Annotated in this window: 11 protein-coding genes; 6 read left to right on the top strand and 5 right to left on the bottom strand. The window is 63.5% G+C overall.

Annotation, left to right across the window (positions count from 1 at the left end):
• The first annotated feature begins 27 nt into the window (after nt 1–27).
• Entirely contained in the window at nt 28–1,434 is a 1,407-nt protein-coding gene (locus AB0N65_RS13125; protein ID WP_364162164.1) for a DUF222 domain-containing protein, read from the top strand.
• Nucleotides 1,435–1,491: 57 nt separating this feature from the next.
• Here the strand turns inward: AB0N65_RS13125 and AB0N65_RS13120 are convergent, their stop codons facing one another.
• From AB0N65_RS13120 to AB0N65_RS13100, 5 genes are all read right to left on the bottom strand, one after another.
• Nucleotides 1,492–1,956, bottom strand: a complete 465-nt coding sequence (locus AB0N65_RS13120) for a YbjQ family protein (protein WP_364161999.1) — start codon at nt 1,954–1,956, stop codon at nt 1,492–1,494.
• Between the two features lie 93 nt (nt 1,957–2,049).
• Entirely contained in the window at nt 2,050–3,483 is a 1,434-nt protein-coding gene (locus tag AB0N65_RS13115; RefSeq protein WP_364161996.1) for a dicarboxylate/amino acid:cation symporter, read from the bottom strand.
• A gap of 68 nt (nt 3,484–3,551) precedes the next feature.
• On the bottom strand, nt 3,552–5,258 hold the full coding sequence (locus AB0N65_RS13110; protein WP_364161993.1) for a DUF885 domain-containing protein: 1,707 nt from the start codon (nt 5,256–5,258) through the stop codon (nt 3,552–3,554).
• A gap of 72 nt (nt 5,259–5,330) precedes the next feature.
• Nucleotides 5,331–5,519: an acyl-CoA carboxylase epsilon subunit gene (locus AB0N65_RS13105; RefSeq protein WP_364162161.1), complete on the bottom strand. Its 189-nt coding sequence runs from the start codon at nt 5,517–5,519 to the stop codon at nt 5,331–5,333.
• Between the two features lie 44 nt (nt 5,520–5,563).
• On the bottom strand, nt 5,564–7,147 hold the full coding sequence (locus AB0N65_RS13100) for an acyl-CoA carboxylase subunit beta (RefSeq protein WP_364161990.1): 1,584 nt from the start codon (nt 7,145–7,147) through the stop codon (nt 5,564–5,566).
• Between the two features lie 217 nt (nt 7,148–7,364).
• Between AB0N65_RS13100 and AB0N65_RS13095 the strand changes: the two genes are divergently transcribed.
• From AB0N65_RS13095 to AB0N65_RS13075, 5 genes are all read left to right on the top strand, one after another.
• Nucleotides 7,365–8,219 carry an NAD(P)-dependent oxidoreductase gene (locus tag AB0N65_RS13095; RefSeq protein WP_364161988.1) on the top strand — a complete coding sequence of 285 codons (855 nt, stop codon included), beginning with the start codon at nt 7,365–7,367 and terminating at the stop codon, nt 8,217–8,219.
• 58 nt (nt 8,220–8,277) lie between these two features.
• Nucleotides 8,278–9,183, top strand: a complete 906-nt coding sequence (locus AB0N65_RS13090; RefSeq protein WP_364161985.1) for a biotin--[acetyl-CoA-carboxylase] ligase — start codon at nt 8,278–8,280, stop codon at nt 9,181–9,183.
• Nucleotides 9,176–9,769, top strand: a complete 594-nt coding sequence (locus tag AB0N65_RS13085; protein WP_364161982.1) for a PH domain-containing protein — start codon at nt 9,176–9,178, stop codon at nt 9,767–9,769. Before AB0N65_RS13090 ends, AB0N65_RS13085 begins: the two co-directional genes overlap by 8 nt.
• Nucleotides 9,759–10,937 carry an adenylate/guanylate cyclase domain-containing protein gene (locus tag AB0N65_RS13080; protein ID WP_364161979.1) on the top strand — a complete coding sequence of 393 codons (1,179 nt, stop codon included), beginning with the start codon at nt 9,759–9,761 and terminating at the stop codon, nt 10,935–10,937. Before AB0N65_RS13085 ends, AB0N65_RS13080 begins: the two co-directional genes overlap by 11 nt.
• A gap of 117 nt (nt 10,938–11,054) precedes the next feature.
• Complete coding sequence (locus tag AB0N65_RS13075) at nt 11,055–17,141, top strand: Ig-like domain-containing protein (protein ID WP_364161977.1); 6,087 nt, start codon at nt 11,055–11,057, stop codon at nt 17,139–17,141.
• Nucleotides 17,142–17,342 lie beyond the last annotated feature (201 nt).

Raw genomic sequence — 17,342 nt, 5'->3', positions numbered from 1 at the left:
CTTTGGAAGAGTTGGGGCATGGACGGGATGAGGGCAGGGCAGGCGAGTAGTGCACGGGCGCTCCTGCCTGTTCCAGGCCCGACCTCTGTTCAGTCGGGCACGTCTGTTCGACCTGATACGGTTGCGGGTGACCTGATTGAGCAATTGCGTGTGCTGGAGGATATGAAGTCCGCCATTTCCGGTCTTCAGGCGAAGATCGCGGTGGCCTTTGACCTTGCCCAGCGACAAGCCCAGGCAGAGACCGGTGTTCCGGCCTCCGAGCAGGGCAGAGGGGTTGCGGCGCAGGTGGCCTTGGCCCGCCGCGAATCTCCGAACAAGGGCTCCCGGCTGCTCGGGCTCGCCAAAGCTCTGGTGACCGAGATGCCCCGGACCATGGCCGCGCTGGAGACCGGCCGGCTCAACGAGTGGCGGGCCACGCTTCTGGTCAAGGAAACAGCTTGCTTGTCTGCCGAAGACCGTGCTGCTGTGGACGAGGAGCTTGCCCCGGACGCCGGAACTTTTGAGGGTGCCGGCGATCGCGCCATCATCGCCGCAGTCAAGGCTGCCTCCTATCGGCGGGACCCGCGTTCCGTGACGCGGCGTGCGGCGCGGGCTGTCACGGAACGGCATGTAAGTCTTCGGCCTGCACCTGACACCATGGCCATCCTCACCGCCCTCTTGCCCGTTGCCCAGGGCGTAGCCGCGTACAAGGCGTTGAATGACGCCGCGGACTCGGCGCGCTCGTCGCGTGATGAGCGGTCACGCGGGCAGGTTATGGCGGACACCTTGGTTGAAAGGCTCACCGGCACACCTGGTGGGATCGGCAAAGTCGAGGTACAGCTCGTCATGACAGACCGCACACTGTTCCAAGGAGATGCTGAACCAGCACGGCTGAAGGGCTACGGCGTGGTGCCCGGCGGTTGGGCACGGGAATTTGTCGGACTGGCTGGCCAGGAGCCGGCGGAGGCGTTCGATCTGCCGCAGGCCGCTGGGGCGCTGCAAGCGACTGCCCACTGTCCGACTCCCCAGCATCCCACGCCGGAAAGGGCAGGCCCGGCGTTTGAGGTGTTCCTACGCCGTCTCTTCACGGCACCGGCCAGTGGGGAGCTTGTGGCCACGGATTCCAAAGCCAGGCTCTTTCCCCATGGTATGCGCCGCTTCATTGAAGCCCGCGACGATAGCTGCCGCATGCCCTACTGCGACGCACCCATCCGGCATATCGATCACATCGTCCCCTGGTCAAGGAGCGGTGGGACGGAGCTGAAAAACGGCGCAGGACTGTGTGAACGGTGCAATCACACCAAGGAAAATCCCGGTTGGAAATCAACGTCCGCATTGCCGAAGTCGGCCAGGCACACCCTTGAGATCAGCACACCCACGGGGCACAGCTACCGCTCCAAAGCGCCACCCCTCCCCGGGCACAGGCTCGTTCCAACGCCATCGTCCGTACCCTGATAACGGGACATGACAACTAAACCAGAGGCCCGGGGATACCAGGACTCAAGTCACACGCTAGAACTGCCCCGGCTGCTGGAAGCTGCCCTGCTGCGGGTGGCCTGGCTGTTGCGGGGAAGTGGGCTGTTGCGGGGATGCGGGCTGCTGCGCCGTGGTCTTGGTCAAGTAGACGGACTGTCCCGTAGCGCCCGGCTCGCCTTCGCCGAGGGGAAGTACGTACACAGCCGTGCCGTAGGCGCAGACTTCGGTCCAGTTGGTGCCCATTTCCGAGGTATCGAAGCGCATGGCCACAATCGCATTGGCGCCACGCTGTTGTGCCTCGTTGACCATGCGGGCCATCACTTCCTGGCGGCTCTCGTAGAGTGCCCTGGTCATCTCGGGCAGTTCGCCGCCGCCGAGGGAGCGGAACCCTGCCAGCATCTGCGAGCCAATATCACGGGAACGGACGGTAAGACCCATAACTTCGCCAAAGACGGCGTCAATGCGGTGGCCTGGAATTTCATTGGAGGTGACGATCAACATGATCCGAGCCTATCCAGCTTTCAGCCTTAAACCGTGCAATCCCCCGGGGAGAACTCCCCAGGGGATTGCAGCGGCCAGGAAAACCCTTGGTTGCTAGGCTTTCGTGTCCGCGAGGTTACGGTCAGCAGGCTGCTCGGCGGCGGTGCTGGCGGCGAACTCGTCGGCGAACGCGGCACCGTTGCGCGGCGCGTTGTACAGCGACTCGTCGAGGATGCCTTGGCGCTTGGCCACGATGGCCGGAACCAGGGCCTGGCCCGCTACGTTGACGGCAGTCCGGCCCATGTCCAGGATCGGGTCGATGGCGAGCAGGAGTCCGACGCCGGCAAGCGGCAGTCCCAGGGTGGACAGCGTCAGTGTGAGCATGACGACCGCACCGGTGGTGCCGGCTGTCGCAGCGGAGCCGAGGACTGACACCAGGACAATGAGCAGGTACTGGCTGAAGTCCAAGTTGATGCCGAAGAACTGTGCCACGAAGATTGCGGCGATGGCCGGATAGATGGCTGCGCAACCGTCCATCTTGGTGGTGGCGCCAAGGGGCACTGCGAAGGATGCGTATCCGGAGGGGACGCCGAGGTTCCGCTCGGTGACGCGCTGCGTGAGCGGCAGCGTGCCGATGGAGGAGCGGGAGACGAACGCCAGCTGCACTGCTGGCCACACTCCGGAGAAGTACTGCTTGATGGAGAGGCCGTGCACGCGTACCAGCACCGGGTAGAGGACGAAGAGCACCAGCGCCAGGCCGATGTAGATGGCGGCGGTGAACTTGCCGAGGGATCCGATCGTGTCCCAGCCGTAGATTGCGACTGCGTTGCCGATCAGGCCGATGGTGCCCAGCGGCGCGATGCGGATGATCCACCACAGGACCTTCTGGATCACGGCAAGGGCGGAAGCGTTGAACGTCAGGAAAGCTTCGGCCTGCTTGCCGACCTTAAGGGCGGCAATGCCGACGGCAATGGCGATCACCAGGATCTGTAGCACGTTGAAGCTCACGGAGGTGCTGACCGTGGTTGCGGCGTTCGCGCTCTCGGTGACCGTGGAGCTCGCCCCGAGTCCGAGGAAGTTCTTGGGGAACAAGCCAACCAGGAACGCCCACCAGTCACCGGTCTTTCCGGCGTACTCGGCCTTCTGCGTGATACCGGTGGCCGCACCCGGCTGCAACAGGACGCCCAGGCCGATGCCGATCAACACCGAAACCAGGGAGGTGATGGCAAACCAGAGCAGGGTGTTCCACGCAAGGCGCGCGGCGTTGGATACCTGCCGCAGGTTGGCGATAGAGCTCACCACTGCGGTGAAGATCAAGGGAACGACGGCGGTCTGCAGCAATGAGACGTAGCTGGAACCGATGGTTTGGAGGGTAGCACCAAGGCCATTGGGGGCGGCTTTGGTGCTGCCCGTGTACTTGGCGATAAGTCCAAGGACAAGGCCGATGATGAGGGCAGCGATGATCTGGACGCCGAAGGAGCCTGCCCACTTGGGCAGGCTGAAGCCGGTCTTGCCAGACGTCGGGGTGATGTTGGATGAGGTGCTCACCGGAACACGGTAGGTGCTCGTCAAATAACATAGCGAACGGACGTTTAGAAATGTTACGTGCGTAAAAGTTATTCCGTGTGCGTTTGTGATGTTGATCCCAGCAGCGCTTTCTTTAGCACGTCCAAACCGACCGAGCCGATGTTCAGCGCTTTGCTGTGGAAGGACTTGAGATCGAAATCTTCCCGGGTTTCGAGTTCGGAACGGATTTGCTCCCAGAGACGCTGGCCCACTTTGTAAGAAGGCGCCTGTCCCGGCCAGCCGAGGTAGCGCGCGAACTCGAATTGCAACTGCCCTTCGCTGATGTCCAGGTTGGCCTTGAGGAAGTCGAAGCCCTTCTCCGGCGTCCACGTCCCCGTACCCCAGCGTTCGGGGACAGGCAGTTCCAGGTGCACGCCGATGTCGAAGACCACACGTGCCGCTCGCATGCGTTGTCCATCGAGCATTCCCATGTGGTCGCCCGGATCTTTGAGGTAGCCAAGTTCCAGCATGAGCTGCTCGGCGTACAGTGCCCAGCCTTCGCCATGACCGGAAACCCAGCAAACGTTGCGGCGCCAGTTGTTGAGCAGCTCGCGGCGATAGGTTGCCGTGGCGACCTGGAGGTGGTGGCCCGGAACGCCTTCATGGAACACAGTGGTGGTTTCGGACCAGGTAGTGAAGGTGTCTTCGCCCGCGGGGACGGACCACCACATGCGCCCGGGGCGGGAGAAGTCGTCCGAGGGCCCCGTGTAGTAGATTCCGCCTTCGTCAGTAGGGGCGATCATGCATTCGAGGGTCTTCATGACGTCCGGGATGTCGAAGTGGACATCGGCGAGCTCTGATACAGCCCGGTCCGAGAGTTCCTGCATCCATGCCTTCAAGGCATCGGTGCCTTTGATCCGGCGTGCGGGATCGTTGTTCAGGATGCTCTTGGCTTCCTCAATCGACGCGCCGGATGTGATCTGCCCGGCCACCTTCTCCTGCTCGGCGATGAGCCGCTCGAGTTCCTGAACACCCCAGGCGTACGTCTCCTCCAGATCAATGCGGGCCCCGATGAAGGATCGTGAGGCCAGGGCGTAGCGCTCCCGGCCCACGGCGTCCTTCTCCGGAGCAACCGGGAGGAGTTCGTCCTGGAGGAACGCGGCCAGTGAACTGTACGCTTTCCGCGCGGCCAGCGCACCGGCGTCGAGCTTGTCCTGAAGTGCCGCGGGAAGCGGCGAGCCGCCGATGGCGGCCTGGGCAGCCATCTTTGCGAAGAACCCGTCGTCGGCCGCGTAGCGGGTGGTCTGTTCGATGACGATACGGACCTGACGGGCGGCAGCAACTTTGCCGGCCGCGGCAGCGGATCGCAATGATTCGATGTACCCGGCAATCGCCCCGGGAACGTTGGTGGCGCGCCCGGCGATGTGTTCCCATTGCTCAACGGTGTCCGTCGGCATGAGGTCGAAGATGGCGCGGATGTCCTGGGCGGGGGAGGCGATGTTGTTCAAGTCGGCAGCGCCCCAGCCTGACTCGTGGATCTCCAGCTCCAGCCCGAGCCGTTCGCGCATTGCGTCCAGCGTGACAACATCGGACTCATCGGAGGGCTCCAAGGCGGCCAGCGATTCCAACGCCTTCCGGGCCGCGTCCGCGTGGGCTTCTGCGCCGGCAGGCGAGAAATCCTGGTACTCGGTTTCGTGCCCGGGCAGGCCCAGCGTGGTCGCGAAACCGGGGTTGAGTTCGATCAGCTTTTCTGTGTAGGCGTCGGCAACGGCATCGATGGCGGACTTTGGCCGTACAGGGGTGTTTGCAGTAGTCACCCACAGAGCCTAACCGCGACTTCCCTCACGTGAAAGGGTTGTTGAACTTACGCCCCGAGCGAGGGACCGGGATCAGCCGCGACTGCGCTTCCACGCGCCCGGACCCGGTGTGGGTTCCAGGCGCAGCTGCTGACGGCGCACCCAGTGCCGGACGTTTGGCTTTGTAGGCGCCGGCGTCTGGGGTACTCCAACGGAAGCCACGACGGCGGCCAGCGCAGCGAGCTCTTCGGGCGTGGGTTCTCCCTTGACCACGGAGAACATGGGCAGCACGGGCTCGCTGGCGGGTAAGGGGTTCTTGGCAGCACTCACAGCGGAATGTTCCCGTGCTTCTTGGTGGGCAGGCTGGCGCGCTTGTCACGCAGCGCACGCAGCCCACGGATGATCTGCAGGCGTGTGTCGGACGGCGCAATTACGGCATCAACATAGCCGAGCTCAGCGGCCTGGTACGGGTTGAGGAGTTCTTCCTCGTACCCCTGGATGATTTCCGCACGCTTGGCTTCCACGTCGCCACCTGCTTCTGCCACGGCTGCGAGGTCGCGGCGGTACAGGATGTTCACTGCACCCTGCGCACCCATGACGCCGATCTGCGCCGTTGGCCAGGCAAGGTTGAGGTCGGCACCGAGCTTCTTGGAGCCCATCACGATGTAAGCGCCGCCGTACGCCTTGCGGGTGATGACAGTGAGCTTGGGAACGGTGGCCTCGGCGTAGGCGTAGAGGAGCTTGGCACCGCGACGGATGATGCCTTGGAATTCCTGGTCCTTGCCCGGCAGGAAGCCGGGCACGTCAACCAGCGTGATGATGGGAATGTTGAAGGCGTCGCAGTGGCGGACAAACCGGGCAGCTTTCTCGGAAGCGGAGATGTCCAGGGTGCCGGCAAACTGCATCGGCTGGTTCGCGACGATGCCCACAGTGTGACCCTCAACGCGTCCGTAGCCGATGATCACATTGGGAGCGTAGAGCGACTGCATCTCGAGGAAGTGTGCATCGTCCACGATCTGCTCGATGACCTTGCGCATGTCATAGGGCTGGTTGGCGGAATCGGGGATCAGCCCGTCCAGGGCGTGGTCGTCATCGTCGAGTTCCAGTTCCTGGTCGTGTTCCACTACCGGGGCCTCGGAGAGATTGTTGGAGGGCAGGAAGTCCAGGAGTTCCCGAACAAACTCGATTGCATCGGCTTCGTCCGAAGCGAGGTAGGTGGACGTTCCCGTGGTGGCGTTGTGCTGGCGGGCACCGCCGAGGGTTTCCATGTCCACGTCCTCCCCGGTGACCGTCTTGATGACGTCGGGGCCCGTGATGAACATGTGGGAGGTCTTGTCCACCATCACCACGTAGTCGGTCAGCGCGGGGGAGTAGGCTGCGCCACCGGCACACGGGCCCATGATGAGGGAGATCTGGGGGACCACTCCCGAGGCGTGGACGTTGTTGCGGAAGATGTCCGCGAACATGGCCAAGGAGGCAACGCCTTCCTGGATGCGGGCGCCGCCGCCATCATTGATGCCCACAACCGGGCAGCCGTTCCGGAGGGCGAATTCCTGGACCTTGACGATTTTTTCACCGTTGACCTGGCTAAGCGAGCCACCGTAAACGCTGAAGTCCTGGCTGTAGATGGCTACGAGGCGGCCGTCCACGGTGCCGTAGCCGGAGACCACGCCATCGCCCAGGGGTTTCTTCTTCTCCATGCCGAATGCCGTGGAGCGGTGAACCGCGAGGGCGTCGAACTCGACGAACGATCCGGGGTCAACCAGCAGGTCAATGCGTTCGCGGGCGGTGTTCTTGCCGCGCGCGTGCTGCTTTTCGATAGCTTCCGGGCCGGAAGGCTGCTCGGCACGTGCCTGGCGGTCGCGGAAGTCTGCAATCTTTCCCGCAGTCGTTGTCAGATCGTGGCTCATCAAGTGTCTCCGGCTCTGTAGCTGATATTCGCTGGGCGCAGTCCAATGCCGGTCGACTAGCTGACTTAAGTAGCTTCCGTACAAAGAAGAGGCCCCGGTGGCCAGTCTAGTGACGCCATTGCCGTGAACCGCTGTAGAAACCCTACAATTTTCCGCGCCCAAGCCAAAGCCGTCGCAATGTTACCCGCGAGTAACATAGTTGGGCTAAAGTGTCTCCATGACTCCCTATACGGCCAGCGGCTCACTCAAAGGCAAGACCATCATCATGTCCGGCGGCAGCCGGGGCATCGGGCTCGCGATCGCAATCCGGGCCGCCCGGGACGGCGCCAACATAGTGCTGATGGCAAAGACCGGGGAACCCCACCCGAAGCTCGAGGGAACCGTCTTTACGGCCGCCGAGCAACTGGTCGCCGCCGGCGGCCAGGCTCTGCCCCTCGTGGGGGACGTTCGCAACGACGACGACGTCGCCGCAGCGGTGGGTGCCGCCGTCGAGCGTTTTGGCGGGATCGACGTCGTTGTTAACAATGCTTCCGCAATTGACCTGTCCCGTACGGACGCCTTGGACATGAAGCGCTACGACCTCATGCAGGACATCAACGTCCGCGGCACCTTCCTGCTCTCCAAGTTGGCCCTCCCTGCCTTGCGTGAATCCGGCGATGGGCACATCCTCACGCTGTCTCCACCCCTGAATCTCGACCCCAAGTGGGCCGGCATGCACTTGGCCTACACCATGGCCAAATACGGAATGAGCCTCACGACGCTGGGGCTCGCCGAGGAACTCAAGGACGACGGTGTATCGGTCAACTCCCTATGGCCCTGCACCTTGATCGACACCGCAGCCATTCGGAACATGCCCGGCGGGCAGCAGATGGTGCAGGCGGCTCGCGGCCCGGAAATCATGGCTGACGCGGCGCACGCCGTCTTGACCGGAGCGAACCTCGCCGGTGGCGGTCGCGGTACGGGAAACTTCTACACGGACGAGGAAGTCCTCAGGGCCTCCGGAGTGACGGACTTTACGCCATACAGCCTCGGTGCGCCCGAAGACCGCCTGGTGCCGGACATCTTCCTCTAAGCGGATTCACATGTTCGCCGACGCAGTCCTGAGGGCGCCAACTGGATAGGATTCTGCTATGGATGCCGAACTGCCCGAACCGCACGATTCCCAGCCCCGCGCCGCCTTGGACCGCGAGGCATTGCAGGCCCCGGATTTTCTGTCCGCCACCGGCATTTCGCAACTGAAGGTCGTCGAATCCACGGGCTCCACCAACGCGGACCTGGTGCGGGCCGTCACGGTGGAACCGAAAAAGTGGGCTGACCTCGCGGTCCTGACAGCAGAGCATCAGACGGCGGCTCGCGGCCGCTTGGACCGGCACTGGGAATCGCCGGAACGTTCAGCGGTATCGGTCTCCATGGTCCTGCGCCCCGTAACGGCGGACGGTATGCCAGTTCCCACTGCGAGCTATTCGTGGCTGTCCCTGCTTGCAGCTGTTGCCCTGCGGGAGGCCCTGCAGGAAACGGCAGGCGTCACGGCAGAGATCAAGTGGCCTAACGATGTCCTGGTCAACGGCCGGAAGATCGCCGGCATCCTGGCGCAGATGACTCCGCTGGGCGATGGTTCCGTCCCGGCGGTGATCCTTGGGGTCGGCCTTAACGTTTCCTTGGCAGAAGACGAGTTGCCGGTACCAACGGCAACGTCGCTCGCCTTGGAAGGAAGTACGACGACGGACCGCACCGCGCTGCTCAAGAGTTACCTTTCGCGTTTTGCCCGGTTGTACCGCAGCTTCTGTAACTCTGAAGGCGATCCCGCCGCCGGTTTGGCCGGTGGCGCCTCCCTGCACAAGAGGGTGGAGTCCGCCATGGTCACCCTGGGGCGCGAGGTGCGGGCGCACCTGCCGGGCGACCATGAACTGGTGGGCCATGCCTCACGCTTGGACGAGCACGGTTCGCTGTTGGTGGTGGACCACGGCGGACGCGAGCACGTGGTGACGGCCGGGGACGTGGTGCATCTGCGCGCCACAGAAAGCGGTTATGCGTAAAGAACTGCTTCCGGGGGAGCAGGTCATCACCATCACGCGTCAACAGGCTCGCTCCCTGTTCTTTCCGGTGCTTGCTTTCATCGTCATACCTGCCCTGGCTGCCTACGCCTGTGCGTGGATCGTCAAGGGCAACCCGCAGCGGCTTGCGGGGTTCATTACAGTGGAGTGGACGCCGTGGTTGATGGGCGCTTGCATCGGCCTGGCCGGACTCGTGCTTCTGGCCTACAGCCTCAAGCGGTTCCTGAGATGGCGGGCCCACAGGTACATCCTGACGAGCCGCCGGATCATCGCCAGGTTCGGGGTCTTCAGCCGTGGCGACTGGCAAGTGTCCCTGATGTCGGTCCGTAGTGTTGGCATCCAGCAGACCCTGCTCCAGCGATCGTTGCATTCAGGGAATATATCCTTGGATACCGGACCCTCCGGCACAGCGGTCCTGGCCGACGTTCCGGAGGTCGGGAAATTCAGGGGATTCATCCTGGACGCCATGGATGACCTCCCAAAGGGTGAGGTCTTTGAGGGTGAAGTCCTGACGGACTATGACGAGTTGCCGTGGGAATTGAGAGAAGGTGGAAGAGATGAGCGTTGAGGATCAGCAGTCCGGCGAGGACCTGGACCAGGAGTTCGACGCCGTACCCGAACCTTCAGTGGATGAGGACACGGAACCTGAGCCGGCCCAGCCGGCCGTGACCGCAGGCCCGCCCACCGGCGTGATGTCCGCCGAGCGGGTGGCGATCAAAGCGCTCGAGGCAAGGCTCCTTGGCGGGGAACGAAAGCTCCGTCGTCGTGAAGTCGCCGCGGGAGCAGGAGTGTCCATCCTGTCCGCAAGGAAACTGTGGCGCGCCCTTGGCTTCCCCAACTTCGGCGACGACGACGTTGCCTTCACCGAACGTGACCAGGCCGCGCTGTCCACCATCCTCGATCTCGTCCGCGCCGGGCTCCTGACGGAGGAAGCTGCAATCTCAGTGACGCGTTCCATTGGCCAGATGACGGACCGCATGGTGGTCTGGCAGGTAGAAGCCCTGGTGGAAGACATGGTCCAGGAGCACGGGATCCCGGATGCTGTCGCCCGTAAACAGTTGGTGAGCCAGCTGCCCGCACTCGTGGATTCCTTGGAAGAGATCCTCGTTTACTCCTATCGTCGTCAGCTCAACGCGGGCGTCCAGCGCCTGGCCGTTCGCGCTGAAGCAGGTCTGCAGGCAAGCGAGGAGGGGCGCGAGGGCGACGAAGACGACGCACCGTTGCCGCTGGCCCGTGCCGTAGGGTTTGCGGACCTGGTTTCTTACACCAGCCTGTCGCGCCGCATGAACGAGAAGACACTGGCCCAGATGGTCCAACGCTTCGAGAACAAGTGCGCCGAGATCATCTCGGTGGGCGGTGGGCGATTGGTTAAGACAGTGGGCGATGAAGTCCTGTACATCGCGGAAACCCCGGCTGCCGGAGCGGAAATATCCCTCGCGTTGGCCCAGGCTTTCACCGAGGACGAGATCCTGCCGCAAGCGCGGGTGTCCATGGTGTGGGGCCGTATTTTGTCCCGCCTTGGGGACATCTACGGGCCGACAGTCAACCTTGCAGCGCGGCTGACCACCTTGGCGCAACCGGGCACCGTGCTGGTCGATGCCATGACTGCCGCGGCGCTGGGACAGGACGAGCGCTTCGTGCTGGTTCCGCAGAAATCGGAAAACGTCCGTGGATTTGGCGAAATCCATCCGGTCATGTTGGCGCGCGGGCGTGGCAAGGGCTTGGTCCTGGACTGATCTGCGACGGACATCACAACTGAACCAATCGATGGATTAACCCAGTAAGCTGGGTGATTGTTCGCGTTAAGCCAGCCGCGCGTTTCCTGCGGGCTGCCAATTTTCCGGGGGATGTGCATGGCGAAACGCCGCACCAAAGTCCTGACAGCCACGGCTTTCACGGCCGCTGCGGCTGTCCTTGTCACCGGGGCCATCCTCTACCCGGGATTCAAGACCACCGACGTCGACCTCAACGACGGCGGCGTGTGGGTGGTGAGCAAATCCAAGAATGCCGCAGGACGGTTGAACTATCCTTCCAAGTCCCTGGATGGCGCGGTCACCCCGGCCAGCACGGATTTCGACATCCTGCAGCAAGCCAGCGACGTCTTCATCGACGATGCCGGCGGGGCGACCATCAACCCGGTCAGCGCCGCCAATATGCGTCTTGGAGGCGACCAGAAACTCCCTGGAGCCGCGGAAGTCAGCTTTGGCAGCAAGGTCCTGGCGGTTACAGACCCTTCGAAAGGCAAGGTCTGGGCTGTATCGCCAACCTCGCTCGGCGGATTCAGCGAAGAAGCCGAGCCCCTCTTTGAACAGTCCGCGGGAATTGTGACCGAGGTCGGTGTGGACGACACCATCCACACCCTGGACCCGAAAGCGGGCCAGCTCACGGCCACTACCGTGGACGCCGACGGCGAGGCCGTTGACTCGCAGGTCCGGACAGACGACGCGCTGAAAACTGACGGCGAGGTGCAGCTTACAACAGTCGGGACCAAGGCTGTGATCCTCGACCAGGCAAGCGGAACCATCGTCCTTCCGAACGGCGCCAAGGTCCAACTCGACAACGCTAGAGACGCCAGGCTCCAGCAAAGCGGTCCGGAAGCCGATGCCGTAGCGATTGCTACTCCCGAGGCGCTCCTCCTGCAGCCCCTCGACGGCGGAACGGCAAAGGTTGTCCAATCCGATGGCCACGGCATCCCCGCAGCGCCGGTCCATTTGGGCGGGTGCACCTACGCTGCCTGGTCCGGCACCAACAAATACGTTCGTGAATGCCGCAACGAAGCGGACAACCGCCGCGCCGACGTTCCCAAGGCGAGTGCGTCGCCGTCGTATGTTTTCCGGGTAAACCGCGATCTCGTCGTGCTGAACGACGTCAACTCCGGCAACGTCTGGATGGTCAACCAGAACATGCAGCTGGTCAACAACTGGGACGACGTCATCCCCCCGCAGCAGACTTCGGACGACGCCGAACAGGACTCAGCCGACGAAGTACAGCAAACCGTGCTCCCGGACCGGAGCAAACCGAATACCCCGCCCATGGCCAAACCGGACGCGTTTGGGGTTCGGGCGGGCAAGACCACTATCCTTCCGGTGCTGGACAATGACGCTGATGCGGACGGCGACGTCCTCACCGTCAGCTCCAGCCAGCCGCTCAAGTCCGGCGCCCTGTCAGCCGTTTACGGCGGAACAGGCTTCCAGGTTGCCGTGGCTTCCGGCGCCACGGGTTCGGAGACGTTCACCTACTCAGTGGACGACGGCAGGGGCGGCACCGGCTCGGCCGACGTTGATCTGCGGATCGTGCCTCCCGAAGAAAACAGCGCGCCGCAACAAAAGCCGAACCGCAACAACACGCTGGTGGTTCAGTCCGGCAAGCCGGCCAGCCAGTTCGTCCTTACTGACTGGACAGACCCCGACGGCGACGACATCTTCGCCGTCGCCGCCTCCAGTAGCGATCCGGCTGACCAGGTCCGGATCAGGCCGGACGGCTTGCTCACCTTCCAGGACTCGGGGGCCGGCCCGGGCCGGAAGACGCTCACAGTGACCGTTTCGGACGGTTCGCTCACCACGGAAGGCCGGATCACCGTGGACGTCCGGGCGCCGGGTGCATTGCCTCCCATCGCCAATGCCGACCACGTTGTGGCCGTCGCCGGCCAGGACACCGTCATCGCACCGCTCAAGAACGACACCGACCCCCAGGGCGGGACTCTCCGGTTGGCCCAAGCACAACCGGACGGACAGTCAACCGCCGTCGTCGGCCCCGATCAACAGACGTTCACGTTCAATTCAGCAGCAGTCGGCGCCCATTACGTCACCTACATGGTGACCAACGGGCCGGCGAGTGCGCAGCAGTTGGTGCGTGTCGACGTCGTCTCCGGAAACAATGACGGCGCCCCCGTCGCGGTGCGCGACATTGCACTCCTGCCAAGCGGCGGCAGCACCGTGGTTGACGTCCTGGGCAACGACTCCGACCCCGCCGGCGGCGTCCTCGTGGTGCAGTCCGTGACGGCAGCCGACGGCCTCCCGGTCAGCGTGGCTGTCTTGAATCATTCGGTGGTCAAGATCACTGATATCCGCGCCGAGGGCCAGCTCTCCCTGAAGTACACAATTTCGAACGGAAAAGCCTCCGCCACGGGTGACATCTCTGTCCAGGTGGTACCGGCACCCACCAAGCTGCAGGCTCCACAGGCCAAACCGGACGAGGCAACGGTACGCGCCGGAGACGTCGTGACCATTCCGGTGTTGGAGAACGATTCCGAACCCAACGGTGGCGAGCTCACCCTTGATCCCGTTCTTGCGCAGCAGCCGGATGACGTCGACGGCCGGATGTTCGTGTCCGGCAATACCCTGCGGTTCATCGCCGGCGAAGAGGCGAAGACGGTCTATGCGATCTACAAGGTCACCAACGACTCCGGGCAAACTGACTCGCAACAGGTGACCATCCGAATCAGGGCACGCGATGATGCCGCCAACACGCGTCCCGAACCGAAGAACCTGACCGCCAGGGTGGTGGCCGGGATGACGGTCAAGGTTCCCGTCCCGCTGGACGGCATTGACGCGGACGGAGACTCCGTCCAGATCATCGGCATCGACAAGGCCCCCGCCATGGGAACAGCAGTCCTCCGGGACGGCTATCTCGAGTACACGGCGGGCGGAAAGTCGTCCGGCACCGATACTTTCAGCTACCGGGTGCGGGACCGCATCGGGGCAGAGAACGCCGGCACGGTCATCGTTGGCATCGCCCCGGCCGAAGTCGACAACCAGAAACCGATCGCCGTTGACGACGTCGTTGACGTCCGTCCCGGCCGCCGGGTCGCCGTCGATGCGTTGCAGAACGATTCGGATCCCGACGGCGATCCCATCGGCTTGGTGCCGACGTTTGAGGCGAAGCCCGAGCTTCAGGTTGAGGCGGATACGGGGAAAGTCGTGCTGACGGCACCGGGAATGGCGGGCAATGAGAGTGTCAGTTACCGCATCCAGGATGACAAGAAAGCCGAAGCCAGCGCGGTAATCCGCGTCCAAACGAGCCCCACAGCGGCATTGCACGCACCCGTAGCAGCGGACGACAGGGTGACCCTGGCTGAGACCCTCGGCAAGACGGCCGTGGATGTGCCCGTGCTCAAGAACGACTCAGACCCGGACGGCGTCGCGGAGGACCTCAAAATCTCCCTGCCCGACGGGAACCCGAATGCACGCGTGGACGCAGCTGGAAGCGTGGTGGTGACGCTGGCTCCCCAGGACCAGCTGATTCCATACACCGTCACCGACATCGACGGCCAAACGGCTATGGCAGTGATGTGGATTCCAGGCCAAGGCCTCCAGTACCCGACGCTCGCGAAGAACGACGTTGTGGAAGTGACCGCTGGAGACGAACTGATTTTGGCTTTGCGCGACTACGTCAAAGTCAGGGACGGCCGGACCCCGCGCATCACTGTGGCGGATAAGGTCCGGGTCCAAGGCGGGGATCCGCTGAACGCCATTACGGGTGACGGAACAGCCCTGCGCTATGCAGCCCAGCCGGACTACGTAGGTCCGGGCTCCGTGACGTTCGAAGTGACCGACGGTTCCGGTCCGGATGACGCCGACGGACTGAAGTCAACACTGACCATCATGACCAAGGTCCTGCCTGATCCCGACGCCAATCACCCGCCTACCTTCAGCGGGGCCGCGATTGACGCTCCCAAGGGCGAAACCACCGAGCTCGACCTTGCGAACCTGGCCAAGGACGTAGACGAACAAGACCAGGGCAAGCTCACGTTCGAGCTCGACGGACAGCAGCCGGGCGGATTCGAGGTAAGGGTCGATGGCAGCACCCTCAAGGTCACGCCGGGTTCGTCAATCAACCCCGGTGCCCGCGGTACCTTCCCGTTGAAGGTTGCCGACGGCCGGTCGGATGCCGTCAGGGCTGCCGTGACGGTCACTGTGGTTTCGTCCAACCGGCCAAAGCCGGCGGCGAACGACGACACCGTGGAGAAGGCCAACGCGGGAAAGCCGGAAACGGTCAATGTACTCGCCAACGACTTCAACCCCTTCAGCGAAACTCCGCTGAAAATCGAGTCTGCCGTGGTGGAAACAGGCTCGGCTTCCGGGCAGCCCGCTATCGCAGGGGATTCCATTACGGTGACCCCTGCCGACGGCTCCAAGGGGGTGCTCGTTGTCCGCTACACCGTGAAGGACAAGACTGACGATCCCAGCCGCCAAGCCGTGGGACGGGTCCGGATTACTGTTCGGGACAAGCCGGACGCCCCGTCCGCTCCCGTGGCAACCGACGTCCGCAGCCGGACGGCCGTCCTGAAGTGGGCGCCGCCGTCGGACAATGGCGCGTCCATTACCAAATACACCGTCAAGGCGGCCGGCTTCCAGCAGGAATGCCCCACCACGACCTGTACGCTCACGGGTCTGACGAACAACGTGAAGTACGTCTTCACCGTCACGGCCACCAATGAGGTGGGCGATTCGCAACCCTCGGTGGCCTCCAATGAGATCCGGCCGGACGAGAAGCCGTCGCCGCCGGATGCCCCGTCCGTCAAGGCAGGCGACAAGGACCTCGCGATCACCTGGACCCCGGCAAAGACCGAAGGCTCACCGGTGAAGCACTACAACCTGGAGATCTCACCACCTCCGGCAAACGGGATCGCCGTCAAGAACGACGTCACCGGCCTGAGCTACACGTGGCCGGGATTGACGAACGGCGTGAAGTACAAAGTCCGCGCCCAAGCAGTCAACGACCTCGGCCCTTCCGAATGGAGTCTGTACTCCGGCGAAGACCACCCCGCGGGACTGCCCGGAGCCCCGGCAGCGCCGAGCACCGCCGTAGTATCTTCCGTTGGTTCGCAGAACCAACTCCGCGCTGACTGGACGGAACCGGACACTAACGGAGACCCCATTAAGAATTACTACGTCACCATGAGTGGCGGTGGCGGAGCGACGCAGACTCAAACCATCCCGGGCAACGTCCGTTCGGCAACGTTCACGGCCAACAACTCCGAGGCCGGCTACACGTTTACGGTCCAGGCCGAGAACAAAGCCGGCAAGGGTGCCGTGAGCGCAGCATCGGCACCACGAAGGGCCACTGGAAAGTTGGGAACAGTGGCGAACGTCAGCGCCGCGCCCGCCAACACCGGGGGAGCAGGCGGACAGCTGACGATCAACTTCAGCGTGCTCAGCGCAGCCCAACGCAACGGCTCCAGCGCCAGCGAGGTCAGCTACACGTACAGGGCCAGCACCGGGCAGTCCGGGCCCATCCAGCCGGGCCAAACCATCGGCGGCTTCGCCAACGGCCAGGCCACCAGCATCACGGTGACGGCCAATTCCTCCGTGGCGCCCAGCTCCGACGCCAGTGCCCCCGCGACAGCTACGCCGTTTGGCTCTCCGGGAACGCCGTCGGCGTCAGGCACGAATGGTGCCCTTAACAACCAGTCGGTGACCCTCAATTGGTCTTCACCTTCGCCGGCCACCAACGATGTCAGGACCACAAAAATCCGGATCGACAACGGCGCCTGGGAAACGGTGGCAGCGTCGGGCAGCAGGACCATCAACACCGGTGGCTGGGAGCAGACCCGGACTATTTACGTCCAGACGTTCAACTCCCTCGGAACTCCGGGCCCGGAGGTCAGCGCAAGCGCCACCTCGGGTAAGCAAGGCGTCTGGGAAGGCGTCCTGAATACCTCGGTGGTCCAGCGCTCCTGCACGTACACCTTGGGCGGTGACAACTACAGGCCTTCGCCCTACTTCACCTGTGATGGCGTGAACGCCAACGTTCCACCGTGGGAGTACCCGGGCCAAAAGATGGTGGTGAAGTGCTACGTCGTCCAGGGTGACCAGGACGACCGGATGTTCACGTGGTGGCGGATTGAAGACGGATCGGCCCGCAACGTGGGCCGCTACATCATCTCGTTCCACACCACCGTCGGGGAGCCTGGACCGCTGGGAGCTCCGCATTGTTGAGGGTAGTTGTCCCCATCGCGCCACCTGTGGAGGACCACTTAGGCTGTCAAAGCCAATGGAGAGCCCGATCTCGGGTTCCCTTGGCTAGCCGTTTGGCGCGTGGGATAGTCTTAGGGACTGAAAATTCCGCCGCCGTATGGGGGTACTGCGGAATGCGCGGCTGCCGGCACTTGCCGGACGGCCAGGAAGCTGCTTCTCGGC

The organism is Paenarthrobacter sp. NPDC089322, assembly GCF_040684895.1.
GTDB lineage: Bacteria > Actinomycetota > Actinomycetes > Actinomycetales > Micrococcaceae > Arthrobacter.
Note: the sequence above shows the minus strand (reverse complement) of the source record. Positions and strands in the feature narration are given on the sequence as shown.